At 62.2% G+C, this 15,527-nt stretch carries 12 protein-coding genes and 1 pseudogene; 7 read left to right on the forward strand and 6 right to left on the reverse strand.

Annotation, left to right across the window (positions count from 1 at the left end):
- Window positions 1-51 precede the first annotated feature (51 nt).
- Window positions 52-810: an arginyltransferase gene (locus FJ434_RS03165; protein ID WP_140506563.1), complete on the forward strand. Its 759-nt coding sequence runs from the start codon at window positions 52-54 to the stop codon at window positions 808-810.
- Window positions 811-943: 133 nt separating this feature from the next.
- Window positions 944-1,840, forward strand: coding sequence for a DMT family transporter (locus FJ434_RS03170; RefSeq protein WP_027146679.1), 897 nt, complete (start codon window positions 944-946; stop codon window positions 1,838-1,840).
- A 15-nt stretch (window positions 1,841-1,855) separates the two neighbouring features.
- Here FJ434_RS03170 and FJ434_RS03175 read toward each other — a convergent pair whose 3' ends face one another.
- Both FJ434_RS03175 and parC read right to left on the reverse strand, forming a co-directional pair.
- Window positions 1,856-3,073: an AI-2E family transporter gene (locus FJ434_RS03175; RefSeq protein ID WP_140749461.1), complete on the reverse strand. Its 1,218-nt coding sequence runs from the start codon at window positions 3,071-3,073 to the stop codon at window positions 1,856-1,858.
- Window positions 3,074-3,352: 279 nt separating this feature from the next.
- Window positions 3,353-5,605, reverse strand: coding sequence for a DNA topoisomerase IV subunit A (gene parC / locus FJ434_RS03180; protein WP_140749458.1), 2,253 nt, complete (start codon window positions 5,603-5,605; stop codon window positions 3,353-3,355).
- Window positions 5,606-5,936: 331 nt separating this feature from the next.
- Between parC and FJ434_RS03185 the strand changes: the two genes are divergently transcribed.
- Window positions 5,937-7,127: a hypothetical protein gene (locus tag FJ434_RS03185; RefSeq protein WP_140507228.1), complete on the forward strand. Its 1,191-nt coding sequence runs from the start codon at window positions 5,937-5,939 to the stop codon at window positions 7,125-7,127.
- A 112-nt stretch (window positions 7,128-7,239) separates the two neighbouring features.
- Here FJ434_RS03185 and aspS read toward each other — a convergent pair whose 3' ends face one another.
- Window positions 7,240-9,030, reverse strand: a complete 1,791-nt coding sequence (aspS, locus tag FJ434_RS03190) for an aspartate--tRNA ligase (protein WP_181165984.1) — start codon at window positions 9,028-9,030, stop codon at window positions 7,240-7,242.
- A 223-nt stretch (window positions 9,031-9,253) separates the two neighbouring features.
- Here aspS and FJ434_RS03195 point away from each other — a divergent pair, with 223 nt between their 5' ends.
- The 3 genes and pseudogenes from FJ434_RS03195 to rnd all read left to right on the forward strand — a co-directional run bounded on the left by FJ434_RS03195 (window position 9,254) and on the right by rnd (window position 11,153).
- A complete protein-coding gene (locus tag FJ434_RS03195) occupies window positions 9,254-9,628 on the forward strand; it encodes an avidin/streptavidin family protein (protein WP_140749452.1) in 375 nt (124 codons plus the stop codon).
- A 14-nt stretch (window positions 9,629-9,642) separates the two neighbouring features.
- Window positions 9,643-9,926 (forward strand): annotated as a pseudogene (locus FJ434_RS03200) (MFS transporter); the annotation flags it as partial.
- Window positions 9,927-10,001: 75 nt separating this feature from the next.
- Window positions 10,002-11,153 (forward strand): ribonuclease D, encoded by a 1,152-nt coding sequence (gene rnd, locus FJ434_RS03205; RefSeq protein WP_027143088.1) that lies wholly within the window; start codon window positions 10,002-10,004, stop codon window positions 11,151-11,153.
- A gap of 52 nt (window positions 11,154-11,205) precedes the next feature.
- Here the strand turns inward: rnd and FJ434_RS03210 are convergent, their stop codons facing one another.
- Genes FJ434_RS03210 through guaB form a run of 3 tightly spaced genes read right to left on the reverse strand, consistent with a single transcriptional unit; the run spans window position 11,206 to window position 13,727 of the window.
- Window positions 11,206-11,625 (reverse strand): MAPEG family protein, encoded by a 420-nt coding sequence (locus tag FJ434_RS03210; protein WP_140749449.1) that lies wholly within the window; start codon window positions 11,623-11,625, stop codon window positions 11,206-11,208.
- 25 nt (window positions 11,626-11,650) lie between these two features.
- Window positions 11,651-12,193 carry a hypothetical protein gene (locus tag FJ434_RS03215; protein WP_027143090.1) on the reverse strand — a complete coding sequence of 181 codons (543 nt, stop codon included), beginning with the start codon at window positions 12,191-12,193 and terminating at the stop codon, window positions 11,651-11,653.
- 31 nt (window positions 12,194-12,224) lie between these two features.
- Complete coding sequence (gene guaB, locus FJ434_RS03220; RefSeq protein ID WP_140507237.1) at window positions 12,225-13,727, reverse strand: IMP dehydrogenase; 1,503 nt, start codon at window positions 13,725-13,727, stop codon at window positions 12,225-12,227.
- A gap of 279 nt (window positions 13,728-14,006) precedes the next feature.
- On the opposite strand from guaB, the gene FJ434_RS03225 reads away from it, so the two are divergent.
- The gene (locus FJ434_RS03225; RefSeq protein WP_140507490.1) at window positions 14,007-15,428 is read left to right on the forward strand and encodes an MFS transporter; all 1,422 of its coding nucleotides are present in this window, start codon (window positions 14,007-14,009) and stop codon (window positions 15,426-15,428) included.
- Window positions 15,429-15,527 lie beyond the last annotated feature (99 nt).

The raw sequence follows: 15,527 nt of genomic DNA on the forward strand, positions 1-15,527 counted from the left end.
CGCCGCCGGAGCCAAAGGTAGAGCGATTCGAAGGAGTGTTTCCAAGGCTCGATGACGCAGCACCCGACCCAGTCGCCGCAGTTTTTCCTGACCGCGCCGTCGCCGTGCCCCTACCTCGAGGGCCAGTTCGAGCGCAAGGTGTTCACGCATCTGGTCGGCGATAAGGCCTCGGAGATGAACGACCTGCTCACGCAAGGCGGCTTCCGGCGCTCGCAGAACATCGCCTACAGGCCAGCCTGCGAGACCTGCCGTGCCTGTGTATCGGTGCGTATCCTGGCCCAGGAGTTTACCGCCAGCCGCAACATGAAGCGCGTACTGCAGCACAATTCCGACCTCGTCGGCGCCATGCACAATGCCGAGCCCTCGACCGAACAATATTCGCTGTTCCGCGGCTATCTCGATGCCCGCCATCGCCGCGGCGGCATGTCCGACATGACGGTGCTCGACTACGCCATGATGGTCGAGGATACGCATGTCGACACCAAGGTGATCGAATACCGGCGGCGCGGACCCGATACTTTCATCACCGGCAAGGGTCAGGGTGAACTCATCGCGGTGGCGCTCACCGACAAGATGGCCGACGGCCTGTCGATGGTCTATTCCTATTTCAATCCCGATTTCGAAAGCCGATCGCTCGGCACGTTCATGATCCTCGACCACATCGCCCGTGCCAAGGCGATGGGACTGCCCCACGTCTACCTTGGCTACTGGGTCAATGGTTCGCGCAAGATGAATTATAAGATGCGCTTCATGCCGCAGGAGCATCTCGGCCCAAAAGGCTGGGAGCGCTACACCAACGAAGCGGTCTGACGCTGAGTTTTCCCACGATCCACGCTTAACTGTTTCAAGGCAGGGAATGCTGGTCTTTCAGCCGCCCGGATGGAGAGAGTGCGCGATTGCGCCGATCGGCCACCGCCTGCAATTCAATTGCGAAAGTTCCTGCATGTCCTCTCACCATGACCACCAGAAGGGTCTTCTGATAACCGCCATCGGCGGACTGATACTGACTGTCGACATACCGTTGATCCGCCTTGCGGATGGCGGCGCGTGGACGATCCTTTTGCTGCGGACCGGAACTACTTTCATCGCCGCGATGATCATCTGGTCGGTCTGGCGCGCGCTGAGCCGGAATGTGCCGCCGCTCATCCCCGGCTGGTCCGGGCTGATCGTGGCGATATGCTATGGGCTGACCTCGATCACCTTCGTTACTGCGGTCTTTCATACCTCGACCGCCGATCTGGTGTTTATCCTGGCCTTCAACACCGTGTTCGCCGCACTGCTGTCCTGGATATTCCTGAAGGAAAGACCGCGGGCGGTGACGATCGTGGCGATGCTGGTCATGATCCTCGGCGTGCTGGTCATCGTCGGCGGTTCGGTCGGCACCGGCAAGCTGTTCGGCGACTTCATGGCGCTCTGCTCGGCTTTCTTCATCGCGGTCGCCATCACCATCTCGCGCGCCAGCGGCAAGGATATGGGATTCACCTCGCTCATAGGCGTCCTTCTGCCGCTTGGACTGGCCGCCTTCATGGTGACAGGCGAAGGCTTCCACGTGAACGCGCCGTGGTGGATCATCTTCAACGGCGCCGTCATCATGCCGATCTCGTTCTTCTGCCTCGCCGCAGGGCCGAAATACATTTCGGGACCGGAAGTGGCGATGTTCTACCTGCTCGAAACGGTGCTGGCGCCGATCTGGGTGTGGATGATCTTCGCCGAGACGCCGACGCGCAACAGCCTGATCGGCGGCGGCATCCTGATCGTCACGCTGGTCGCCCATTCGCTCTGGCAGCTGCATGATGGGCGCAGGCGCCGGGGCGACCTTGCGGTGCACCATCCGGCCTAGATTTGTCCGAAATCCCTATCCGGCGCTCGCCTTCTTCGCGGCGCTTGGTTCGGGCAGGACGTCGATCTGCGGACCCGTCTCGATCTCGGCGGCAGAGCCGTCCGCCGTCTCGTCTGCCATTTCCACCTCGCGCAGCCACTCGCGCCAGATCGCGACCAGCAGCGCCATCAGCACCGGGCCGATGAACAGGCCGAGAAAACCCATCGTCTTGACGCCGCCGATCAAGCCGAAAAAAGTTGGCAGGAAGGGCAGTTTTATCGGTCCGCCCACGAGCTTGGGGCGCAATGTTTTGTCGACGATGAACAGCTCGACCGTTCCCCATATGAACAGCGCCAGGCCGGCCATCGGCGAGCCGCTGGCGGCGAGGTAAATCGACACCAAGGTAAAGGACAGCGGCGCACCGCCGGGGATGAGCGCCATCACGCCTGTCAGCGCGCCCAGCGTCACAGGCGACGGCACGCCGGCCAGCCAGTAGGCGATGCCCAGCACCAGACCCTCGCCGATGGCAATCACGGTCATGCCGGTCACGGTCGAGGAAATGGTCGCCGGCACGACGCGGGAGATCCGCTCCCAGCGGGTCGGCAGGATGCGTTCGCCGAGGCGGTCGATCTGGCCGGCGAAATTCTCGCCATCGCGATAGGCGAAAAACAGGGCGATCATCATGAACAGCAGCGTCAGAAAGAGGCTGAAAGCGCTGCCGCCGGCGGCGAGCGCGCCGCGGTAGATGCTGCCGATATTGGCGCCGCTGACCAGCTGGATCAGTTCGCCGATGCCGCCGGGATGGCCGAGATTGGCCGTCCACTGCTCGTTCAGCCACTCACCCACCACAGGCAGGGTGGCGATCCAGTGCGGCGTCACCGCACCGTGCCGATTGGTCTCGATCGCCCAGCCGACCCACTCGCGCACCTCGTTGATTGCATAGGTGCCGGCAAGCGCGATCGGTATCACCAGGAAGGCGAGGATGAACAGGATGGCAAATGTGGCGGCGATGGTTCGGTTACCGCCGACGCCGACCAGCAGGCGCCGATAGAGCGGCCAGCTGGCGAAAGCGATGACGAGCGCGGCCAGCACTGGGAACAGGAAGCCATGGAAGAAATAGACACCAGCGGCAACGATCAGCACCAGCAGCCAGCGCGCCGCCGACAGCGGCGGTATGACGGCCGACCGAAGCGGTGTGGACAGCCCGAAGAGGCGCTGTTGCCGTTCCGGTTTCTGGATCTTTGCTTCCTTCAAATGCCCTGTTCTCCCCGACCCGTCCGGTCAGTTATGCACTGATATAGTGCAGCAATCGTGACGATAGTCCAAATGGTGATGGTGGCGCTGCCAATCCCCCCTCGTGAGGAGATGTCCGGCAGCGGGCGTGAAGGATCGCCAGCCTCTGATTTGATCTTGAAGGACCGAGAATTGCGACAGGTGTAACCAGTCATTTGATGCACTGGCGGGACAGCGCGCCCCCTCTGGCCTGCCGGCCATCTCCCCATCAGGGGCCATCAGGGGGGAGATCGGCAGTTTCTACCCGAACTTGCCAGTCCTCGGGAAACCCTTCGGCACCATACGCCCTGCCGATGCCCTCGCGCCGATCCACTCGGCCAGTTCTTCGCGCGACCGCGTGAAGGTGCGGTCGGCCGAATCCTGCCAGGAAAGACCGGTCGCCAGCGTGAACGGCTTGAGGTCGAGAAGGCCGCCGTCCTTGTATTTCTGCAGCCGCACGCCTTTACCGCGACTCATCTCCGGAATTTCTGAGAGCGCGAACACCAGCATCTTGCGGTTCTCACCGACGATGGCCAGATGATCGCCGGTGACCGGCTCGCAGCGCTTGGCTTCGTCCGGGGCCTTGACGTTCATCACCTGCTTACCCTTGCGGGTGTTGGCGACCACCTCTTCCTCCGCAACGATGAAGCCGTTGGCGTCGAAAGAGGCGAGCAGCAGCTTGCGCTTGGGATCGTGGACGAAGGCGGTGACGATGTCCTGGTCGTTGTCCATGTCGACGATGATGCGGATCGGCTCGCCATGGCCGCGGCCGCCGGGCAGCCGGTCGGCGCCGATCGTGTAGAATTTGCCGCCGGTGGTAAAGACCAGCACCTTGTCTGTCGTCTGGGCATGGAAGGCGAGCTTGAGACTGTCGCCCTCCTTGAAGGTCAGCGTCGAAAGATCGGCCAGATGGCCCTTCATTGCCCGCAGCCAGCCTTTTTCCGAAACCACGACGGTGACCGGCTCGCGCTCGATCATGGCATGCGCGATGTCGGTCAGGTCGTGCTCGGGCGCATCGGCGAACTGGGTACGGCGCTTGCCGATCTCGGTCTCCGGGCCGAACTTGTCGCGAACCTGAGTGACTTCCCACTTGATCGTCGACCACTGCTTTGCATCGGACGCCAGCAGCGCCTCGATCTGCTTCTTCTCTGCGGTCAGGCCATCGAATTCCTTGCGGATCTCGAATTCCTCCAGCTTACGCAACGCGCGCAGCCGCATGTTGAGGATCGCTTCGGCTTGGGTGTCGGTGAGCGACCAGCGGGCCATCATGACCTGCTTTGGCTCATCCTCCTCGCGGATGATCTTGATCACCTCGTCAATGTTGAGATAGGCGATCAGGTAGCCGGCAAGGATTTCCAGCCGCCTCTCGATCTCACCGAGGCGATGTTTCGAGCGACGGATGAGGACGTCGCGGCGGTGATCCAGCCATTCCTGCAGCACGCCTTTCAACGACAGCACGTTGGGCACCTTGCCGCGCGACAGCACATTCATGTTGAGCGGAAAACGGCTCTCGAGCTCGGTGAGCTTGAACAGTGATTCCATCAGGATGCCGGGGTCGACGGAACGGCTCTTGGGCACCAGAACGACGCGGATGTCCTCGGCACTTTCGTCCCTGATATCCTCGAGCAGCGGCAGCTTGCGGGCCATCAACAGCTCGGCGATCTTCTCGATCAGCCGCGCCTTCTGCACGCCATAGGGGATTTCGGTGACGACGATGCTCCAGGTGCCCCTGCCCTGGTCCTCCTGGTTCCATTTCGATCGTACGCGAAAGCCGCCGCGGCCGGTCTCATAGGCTTCGAGGATGGAGGCGCGGCTGTCGACGATGATGCCGCCGGTCGGGAAATCCGGGCCCTGGACGAAATCCATCAGCTTCGCCACCGGCGCGTCGCGATGCTCGATCAGGTGCAGTGCGGCGTCGCAAAGCTCGGCCGCGTTGTGCGGCGGGATCGATGTCGCCATGCCGACCGCGATGCCGGACGAGCCGTTGGCCAGCAGATTCGGGAAGGCGCCGGGGAGCACGATAGGCTCCTCGTCCTCTTCATTGTAGGTCGGCCGATAGTCGACGGCATCCTCGGTGATGCCGGCAAGCAATTCGGTCGCCACGTCGGTCATGCGCGCTTCGGTGTAGCGCATGGCGGCGGCGTTATCGCCGTCGATGTTGCCGAAATTGCCCTGGCCGTCGACCAAGGGGTAGCGCATCGAAAAATCCTGCGCCAGCCGTACCAGCGCATCATAGATCGACTGGTCGCCATGCGGGTGGAACTTGCCCATCACCTCGCCGACGATACGGGCGCATTTGGCAAAACCCTGGTCGGGATTGAGGCGCAGCAGGCGCATGGCGTGCATGATACGGCGATGGACCGGCTTCAGTCCGTCGCGAACGTCGGGCAGCGCCCGGTGCATGATGGTCGACAGCGCATAGGCGAGATAACGCTCTTCCAGCGCCTTCTTCAGATCGACCGGTTCAATATGATCGCCGCCGCCATTGTCAGGCGGCAAAAGCCTTTTTCCCATGGGCTGGGACTAGCCGAGCGGGTGATTCGCGGCAAGAGGCGCGCACCGGACCGGTCGATTTGCGCACGTTTCTGCAACAGGAGACCGCAAGGTCGAGCTTGCCGGCCAACATCAATCTGTTACATGCCGCATCTATTGCGAAGCACGCTGGCGGCCCGACCTTCATGCCAAATTCACTGCATTGTCCAATAGCGTTCGGATCGGGTTTGCCTTTCAACGCGATTTTCGACCATTGTGCCGGGACACGCCTTTTTCCCGTCCAGTTCGTCACGGAATGGTGATGGCGCAAAGAATTGAAAAATAATTTCAGGATACTCTCAGGGACCTTGCGATGACAATCAACCGCTCAACTCTCCGGAAATTCGCTCTTTCGACCTTTTTGCTCACACTGCCGCTGAATGCTGCCCTTGCCCAGGACGCCGCGGTCGCGGACCGGCTGAAGGCTGCGCTCTCCGCACAGGGCGTCGACATCTCTTGGACCGGCGTGACCGGCGACAACACCAGCATGGTGCTGCAGGGCGTGTCGGTGAAACCGGCCGCGGAAAAGGAAGCGCTGACGATCGGCGACGTCAAGCTCGAGAACATCACCGAAGCCAATGGCGGCTATGATATCGGCACCGTGTCGACCTCGGCCTTCGAACACAGCAAGGACGGCGTCACCCTCGATCTCAGCCCCTTCATCATCCACGACATGACGGTGCCGGCCGACGGCTCCACCAGCCCGCTTGGCTCGCTGATGATGTATAAATCCGCTGAACTGTCGAATATGACGGTCAAGGTCGCCGACAAAACCGCATTCTCGATGGACGGCCTTGCCATCGAGATCACGCCGCCCGCCGACGGCAAGGCGATGGAGTTCACCGCCAATACGGAGAAGTTCACGGCCGATCTCTCGCTGGTCGACGATCCCAAATCCAAGGAGGTCATCAGCGCGCTCGGCTACCAGAACATCTCGGGCAATCTCGAAATGGCCGGCACCTGGCAGCCATCTGACGGCAAGATGGAACTGTCGAAATACGACATCTCCGTCGAGAATGCCGGCACGCTCGGCATGACCTTCGACCTCGGCGGCTACACGGTCGACTTCATCAAGTCGTTGCAGGAAATGCAGAAGAAGATGGCCGCACAGCCGGAAGGCGCCGACAATTCGGCGCAAGGCATGGCCATGCTCGGCCTGTTGCAGCAGCTTTCGTTCAACAGCGCCTCGATCCGCTTCGACGACGATTCGCTGACCGGCAAGGTGCTGGACTATGTCGGCAAGCAGCAAGGCATGTCGGCCAAGGACATCGCCAACCAGGCCAAGGCGATCGTGCCGTTCGGCATGGCGCAGCTCAACAATCCGGAACTCACGGCTCAGGTGACCGCCGCGGTCAGCAAATATCTCGACGATCCGAAGAGCCTCGAAATCTCGGCCGAGCCGCCGGCATCGGTGCCGTTCGCTCTGATCATGGCGGGCGCCATGTCGAACCCGCTGGACCTGCCGAAGACGCTCGGCGTCAGCGTCAAGGCGAACGAGGACTGATCGAAGCGGCCTCAGGACACGAAAAAAACCGGCAGCGATGCCGGTTTTTTTTGTTGCCGAATCGGAAGAACCGGTTCGAGCAAGTTCCTGAAGTGAAGTCCGAAGCTTCTGGTCAGGCGTCCTTCTTGGTTGGCGCGACGCGCAGCGCCAAATCGCGAAGCTGCTGCGGGCTCGCTTCCGAGGGCGCGTTCATCAACAAATCATAGGCCTGCTGGTTCATCGGGAACATGGTGATTTCGCGCAGGTTCTTGGCGCCGACCAGAAGCATGACGACGCGGTCGACACCGGCGGCCATGCCGCCATGCGGCGGCGCGCCATACTGGAAGGCGCGATAGAGGCCGCCAAAGCGCTCCTCGACCGTGGCGCGGTCCAGCCCGACCGTCTCGAATGCCTTGACCATGGTTTCTGGCAAATGGTTGCGGATGCCGCCGCTGGCGATCTCGAAACCATTGCAGACCATGTCGTACTGAAAGGCCTTGATGCCGAGCAGGTCCTCGCCGTTCAGCGCATCGATGCCGCCCTGCGGCATCGAGAACGGATTGTGGGCGAAGTCGATCTTCTTCTCATCCTCGTTCCATTCGAAGAACGGGAAGTCGACGATCCAGCACAGTTCGAAGCGCTCGCGGTCGACAAGGTTCAGCTCCTCGCCGGCGCGCGTGCGCGCGGCGCCCGCAAAGGAGACGAACTTCTTCGGGTCGCCGGCGACGAAGAACGCGGCATCACCATCGGCAAGGCCAAGCTGGAGGCGGATCGCCTCGGTGCGCTCCTCGCCGATGTTCTTGGCGAGCGGGCCGGCGCCTTCGAGCTTGTCGCCCTCCTTGCGCCAGAAGATGTAGCCCAGCCCCGGCTGGCCCTCGCCTTGCGCCCAGCTGTTCATGCGATCGCAAAAGGCGCGGCTGCCGCCGGTTTTTGCCGGAATGCCCCACACCTCGGCCTTCGGGTCGTTGGACAGGATGTTGGCGAACACCTTGAAGCCGGACTCGCGAAAATGGTCGGAGACGGCCTGCATCTCGATCGGGTTGCGCAGGTCCGGCTTGTCGGAACCGTATTTGCGCATGGCGACATCGTAAGGGATGCGCTGGAATTTCTGCGTCACCGGCTTGCCGTTGGCAAAGGTCTCGAAGACGCCGCGCATCACCGGTTCCATGGTCGACAGCACATCGTCCTGCTCGACGAAACTCATTTCGACGTCGAGCTGGTAGAATTCGCCAGGCAGACGGTCGGCGCGCGGGTCTTCGTCGCGGAAGCACGGCGCGATCTGGAAATAACGGTCGAAGCCGGACACCATGATAAGCTGCTTGTACTGCTGCGGAGCCTGCGGCAGCGCGTAGAAGGTGCCAGGATGGATGCGCGACGGCACCAGGAAGTCGCGCGCGCCTTCCGGCGACGAGGCGGTAAGGATCGGCGTCGAGAATTCGGTGAAGCCGACCTCGCCCATGCGCTTGCGCATCTCGGCGATGATTTTCGTGCGCGCCACGATGTTCCGGTGCAGCGTCTCACGGCGCAGGTCGAGGAAGCGGTATTTCAGCCTGATGTCCTCGGGGTAGTCCGGTTCGCCGAATACCGGCAGCGGCAATTCCTTGGCCGCCGACAGCACCTCGATCTCCCGGGCGAAAATCTCGATCTCACCGGTCGGCAGGTTGGCGTTCGTGGTTTCCGGCAGGCGTGCCTTGACCTCGCCGTCAACGCGGATCACCCATTCGCCGCGCAAGGTCTCGGCGACCTTGAAGGCAGGCGAATCCGGATCGGCGACGATCTGGGTCAGGCCGTAATGGTCGCGCAGATCGATGAACAGCAGGCCGCCATGGTCGCGCACGCGATGCACCCAGCCCGATAGGCGAACGGAATTGCCGACGTCGCTCTTTCGCAACTGGGCACAGGTATGGCTGCGGTAACGGTGCATGGTCATGGATAAAAAGTCCGGGATTGTGGGTTGCGGGCCAAAGCATCGCAGCCCGGCCCAAAATTTGCGCGAAAAGCGCATGAGAGGCATGGTTTGTCAAGGCAAACGGATGGAGCGGCAGTCTCTCAGTCTGGAACTTCGGGTTTCAATCCATAGCCGGTCATGTGGCGGAACCGTAAACCGCCTCTCGCGTTGGCGCATGAGGGAGTGAGAGGAGGCAAACATGTTTTCCTGGAAGGGCACTTGGCGCAATCAATACGGTTCGGTTGTAGTTATCGAAGACGATAGCGATGGTTTGATCCGCGGTGTCTTCAAGACAGCATTGCCCGACAGCAGCTTTTCCGGGATGGAAGTGCCTCTCCACGGGGCCGCTCATGGAGATGTGATTGGCTTTACTTCCGCGGCGTCAGGAAAAACGGGCCCGGCGGCGGTCAGCTACACCGGCATTTTTCGGGACGGCAAGATGGAGATGTTGTGGCACACAGTGGCTGGAATGGCACTTTCAGCCGATGCCGAGGGTGAGCCCGCAAAGCTGACCCAGGTTGGAACATGGCGCGCCTTCGGGACCAGCCTAGACACTTTTGAGCGCGTCGATTGAATCCTCTGACCGCCGGCGAGTTCGTGCTGATCAACGCGGCCCTGATGCTGTTCTATTCCTTCGGCGCCATTGGCGGCCCGTTCGCGGCCTCGACAGCGATGCAGTATTTCGGGCCAAGCGCGCTGTTTGTCTTCAGCGCCGTGGTCTACGCGGTCTTCACCGCCGTCATCCTCTCCGGCGTGGGTCCGGCGTGCCGGCCGGCAAGCGCAGCCGCTTCACCGCGGTGTTGCGCACCTCGACCATTTTTGCGCGGCTGGCGAGGAGAAATAGTGATCCAGACAGTCCGGAAGGGCCGTGACCGTGGCACCACAGCTTGACGAAAGCCTTCCCGGCTGAAATCTAGGAAGACCCTACTCCTGCCAAAAGCGATTTGATGCACGTCATCACCACCCAGAAAGAACTCGAGACCGTTCTCGCCGCTTTCGAAAAGTCGGATTTTGTCACCGTCGACACCGAATTCATCCGCGAAACGACCTTCTGGCCCATCCTGTGCCTGATCCAGATGGCCGCGCCCGGCGTGACGGCGCTGATCGATCCGCTGTCACCTGATATCGACCTCGCTCCCTTCTTCAGGTTGATGGCCAACGAGGCGGTGGTCAAAGTCTTCCACGCCGCCCGGCAAGACATCGAAATCATCGTCCATCTCGGCGATCTCGTTCCGCACCCGGTGTTCGACACACAGGTGGCGGCGATGGTCTGCGGCTTCGGCGACAGCGTTTCCTACGATCAGCTCGTGCAGCGCATCACCGGCGCACGACTCGACAAGTCGTCGCGCTTCACCGACTGGCGCCACCGCCCGCTGTCCGACAAGCAGCTCGACTACGCGCTGGCCGACGTTACCCATTTGATCGAGGTCTATCAGCACCTCAACGCCGAGCTGGCGCGGGAAAACCGCGCCCACTGGCTGAATGAGGAGATGGATGTCCTGACCTCGCGCGAGACCTACGATCCGCATCCCGAGGACGCCTGGAAGCGGCTGAAGATGCGGCTTCGCAAACCGCAGGAGCTGGCGATCGTCCAGACCGTAGCGGCATGGCGCGAACGCGAGGCGCGCGAGCGCGACGTGCCGCGCGGCCGCGTGCTCAAGGACGATGCGATCTACGAGATCGCGCAGCAAGGGCCGCGCGATGCGGCAGCCCTTGCCAAGCTGCGCACCACGCCCAAGGGCTGGGAACGCTCCTCGACGGCGACGGCACTGCTCGGCGCGGTCAACACCGCGCTCGCCCTCCCCAAGGAGCAGATGCCGAAACTGCCGAAAAGCTTCCAGCCGCCCGAGGGCTCGAATGCGGCCGCGGAGCTCTTGAAAGTGCTGCTCAGGATCATCGCCGAAAAGCAGGGCGTCGCCTCGAAGGTGCTCGCCTCCAGCGACGATATCGATCGCATCGCCGCCGAAGGCGAGGATGCCGATGTGCCGGCCCTACAAGGCTGGCGGCGCGCCGTGTTCGGCGAACAGGCGCTGAAACTTGTGCGCGGCGAGATCGGCATCAAGTTCGACAATCGAAAAATAGCAGTGTTCGACCTGTAGGTTCAGTCTCTCTTCTTCCGTCGCGGGAGAAGAGGGTTAACGCCAACTCTGCTCAAACCACCTCGAGCAGGTGAAGAGCGAGCCAGATCCAGCCCAACAGGACAATGACCGCTCCAAGGAAGAAAGAGCGGCTGCGCCAGCGCAGATCGTTGCTGGTCAGGTGAACCCAGGCGTGGAAGTAGCGGGTGACCACAAAGACCCACATCAGCGCCAGTGTCAGATAGTTGACGCCATTGGTGACGTGCAGCGCCAGGCACAGCAAATAGAAAAGCACCGGCAGTTCGAACTGATTGCTGAGATTGCCGGCAACGGTCGCGCAGGAGGCCGGTTCTGTCGAGCGGGCCTTGTACTGGCTCGCCTTCGCCTCACCCGACTTGACCGCAACATATCGGCGCCGGCCCAGTACGCAATAGACGATATAGATCAGCAGCACGTGGGCGAGCACCGGCCAGAAGATCGCGGTCTGGTTCATGCAGTCGCCCCTGCCCTGTTCGGCTTCAATTCTGACGTCTTTGGCCCGCCAACCAGAAAGCGGCAATGACGATGACCGGGACGGCGAGAAGCACGAATTTGGTGACGATGAGCGCCGAGGCGAAAGACAGCGAGTCCGGGTTGGCGTAGAGGAAATCGGACAGAAGCCGCGCCACGGCGATATTCTGGGCGTAGTCGGCGAGCGTGTAGGGCAGCACCAGGACCAGCGCGAAGATCGCCTGCATCTGAGCCGGCAACACGCGGAAATTCTTCAGTCGCCGGCCAGTTGCCAGGATCAGGCTGACCAGCGTCAGCGACAGCAGCGCCGGAAACAAAAGATCGAAGGTCAGGTAATGCCAGACCAGGATGATCTCGCTGCCGCGCCGGCCAAGCGCCGTCAGCCAGGCCATGCCTTCGTCGGGCGTGAATCCGAAATAGCGCATGTCGAGCGAGGCCAAGCCCCCGCTCAATTGGCGGAAATAGAAGAACTCCATGCCCGTCATGGCGATGAAAACCGCCGCCGAGAGAAAGCAGAGCGCCCCGACATGGCGCGACAGGCGCAGCACCATGGCGGTAAAGTTGCGCCAAAGCCTGGAAGAATCAGGCTCCGCCGGGATAGTTGGGGCTTTCGCGGGTAATCGTGACGTCATGGGCGTGGCTTTCACGAAGTCCGGCGTTGGATATGCGCACAAAAGTGGCGCGGTCGCGGAAATCGGCAAGGTCGCGGCCACCAACATAACCCATAGCGGCTTTCAGCCCGCCTGCAAGCTGGTGCAGCACGCCAGACACAGGTCCTTTGTAGGGAACCTGCCCTTCAATGCCTTCCGGCACCAATTTCAGCGTGTCGCGCACCTCGGCCTGGAAGTAGCGATCGGCGGAGCCCCGCGCCATGGCGCCGACCGAGCCCATGCCGCGATAGGCCTTGAAGGAGCGGCCCTGGTGCAGATAGACCTCGCCCGGGCTCTCGTCGGTCCCGGCAAGCAGCGAGCCGATCATGGCGGCACTGGCGCCGGCGGCGAGTGCCTTGGCGAGATCGCCGGAATATTTGATGCCGCCGTCGGCAATCACCGAGGCGCCCGATTTATGCGCTGCCTCGACCGCCGACATGATGGCTGAAAGCTGGGGAACACCGACCCCGGCCACGATGCGGGTGGTGCAGATTGAGCCCGGACCAATGCCGACCTTGACGGCATCGGCGCCGGCGTCGATCAGCGCCCGCGTGCCTTCGGCGGTGGCGACATTGCCGGCCAGGATGCGCACGGAATTGGAAAGCTTCTTCGCCCGCGTCACCGCGTCCAGCACCCGCTGTGAGTGGCCATGCGCGGTATCGATCACCAAAAGGTCCACGCCGGCCTCGATAAGGCGCTCGGCGCGTTCGAAGCCGTCATCGCCGACGCTGGTGGCGGCCGCGGCGCGCAGGCGCCCCTGCGCATCCTTGGTGGCATGCGGGTTGAGCTGCGATTTCTCGATGTCCTTGACGGTGATCAGCCCGACGCAATTGCCCGTTTTGTCGACCACCACCAGCTTCTCGATGCGGTGCTGGTGCAGAAGCCGCTTGGCCTCGTCCTGGTCGACATTCTCCTTGACCGTGATCAGGTTCTCACGGGTCATCAATTCGTAGACCTTTTGCGCCGGATCGGAAGCGAAGCGCACGTCACGGTTGGTCAGGATGCCGACGAGCCGGCCGGTCTTGTGGCCGCCGGCGCCGCCATTCTCGACCACCGGAATGCCCGAAATCGAGTAGGTGCGCATCAGCGACAATGCGTCGGCGAGCGTGGCGTCGGGACCGATCGTGACCGGGTTGACCACCATGCCGGATTCGAATTTCTTGACCTGCCGCACCTGCTCGGCCTGTTCGGCGGGCGAGAAATTGCGATGGATGACGCCGATGCCGCCGGCCTGCGCCATGGCAATGGCGAGCCTTGCCTCGGTGACCGTGTCCATCGCCGCCGACAGGATCGGCACGTTGAGGTCAATGTCGCCGGCGATGCGGGTGCGGATGTCGGTCTGGCCGGGCATCACCTCGGAATGACCGGGCTGCAAGAGCACGTCGTCAAAGGTCAGCGCCAGTGCGCCGGTGGAGGTTTCGATGATTTTTGCCATGGCCAGCCCTTTGAATGCAGAAAAAGCGCTGGACCGGAATGGACAGCGCCGACTCATTATTCCCTTTCAGGATTGGCGGTGGCTGGTAACACGTCCAGCGGCCGATGAAAAGCTGATCGTTGCCTGCACAACAGGATCACTCGAGCCCAGGCGACGCGACCCCTGGTTGCGATCGCACAAAAGTGACAGCATTTAACACGACATCGATGTCCGGCCATGATAACCGCCCTGCGTGCCGGCGAGGTCGGCAACATCAGGAATCAAACCCGGACGCGTTCGTTGAACCGCACCATCCCGCTTATTCTTGCGGTCGCTCTTTTCATGGAAAACATGGATTCGACCGTCATCGCGACATCGCTGCCGGCGATCGCCATCGACATTCATACCAGCCCTATCGCGCTGAAACTGGCGCTGACAGCCTATCTGGTGTCGCTGGCGATCTTCATTCCGATCAGCGGCTGGATGGCCGATCGCTTCGGCGCCAAGAACATCTTTCGTGCCGCGATCGCGGTGTTCATTGCCGGTTCGGTCGCCTGTGCCCTCTCCGGTTCCCTGCCGGCCTTCGTTGTGTCTCGCTTCCTGCAAGGCATCGGCGGCGCCATGATGACCCCGGTCGGACGCCTGGTTCTGGTTCGTGCCACGCCCAAAAGCGAACTGGTCGCCGCCATGTCCTGGCTGACCGTTCCCGCACTGGTCGGGCCGCTGGTGGGCCCGCCGATCGGCGGCTTCATCACCACCTACTTCACCTGGCACTGGATTTTCCTGATCAACGTGCCGATCGGCCTGATCGGCATCTGGCTGGCCACCCGCTTCCTGCCGGAAACTGAATCGATGGAGACGCCGCCGCTCGATTTCGTCGGCTTCGTGCTGAGCGGACTGGCCGCATCCGGCGTCGTCTTCGGCCTGTCGGTGGTCAGCCTGCCTTATCTGCCGCCGGCGACCGGCTTCATCACGATCGCCGTGGGGCTGCTGTCGGGCGCGCTCTACCTGATGCATGCGCGCCGCGCCAGGAATCCGCTGCTCGCGCTTGAGTTGTTCCGCAACCAGGTGTTCCGCTCGTCGGTGCTCGGCGGCAGCCTGTTCCGCATCGGCATCGGCGCGGTGCCGTTCCTATTGCCGCTGATGTTCCAGATCGGCTTCGGGCTGACCCCGTTCCAGTCCGGCATGATCACCTTCGTCTCGGCGATCGGCGCCATCGGCATGAAATTCGTCACCGCGCTGATCTTCCGCGTTGTCGGCTTCCGCCGCGTGCTGATCCTGGGCTCGCTTGTCGCCGCCGCATCGATCGCCATCTATGGTCTCTTCACCCCAGAGACGCCCTATGCGTTGATGCTGGCCATATTGCTGGTCGGCGGCTTCATCCGCTCGATGTTCTTCACCGGTGTTAACGCACTCTCCTATGCCGAGGTGTCGGCCGAGGACACCAGCAAGGCGACACCGATCACGGCGGTGTTCCAGCAATTGTCAATCGCGCTCGGCGTGGCGCTCGCCGGCGGCGTTCTGGAAGTCTCGACCTCGATCCATGGCGGCCCGCTGACGCTGGGCGACTTCCATATCGCCTTCTTCCTCGTGGCGGCGGTATCGGCGGCGGCATCGCTGTCGTTCATGCGGCTGGCACCCGATGCCGGCAATGCCGTCTCCGGCCATGGCCCGCTGACGACGCCCAAGACGCTGGAACAGGTGAGATCGCCGGGAGAGTGAGGCTCTCTCCTTCTCCCCTTGTGAGGCCTTTGCACGGAACCGGGTTGGTGATTCCGTGCGTAAGGAATGAAGAGGGATGATTCGGATGGTCGATCGTTT

It is taken from the genome of Mesorhizobium sp. B2-5-13 (assembly GCF_006440535.1).
GTDB lineage: Bacteria > Pseudomonadota > Alphaproteobacteria > Rhizobiales > Rhizobiaceae > Mesorhizobium > Mesorhizobium salmacidum.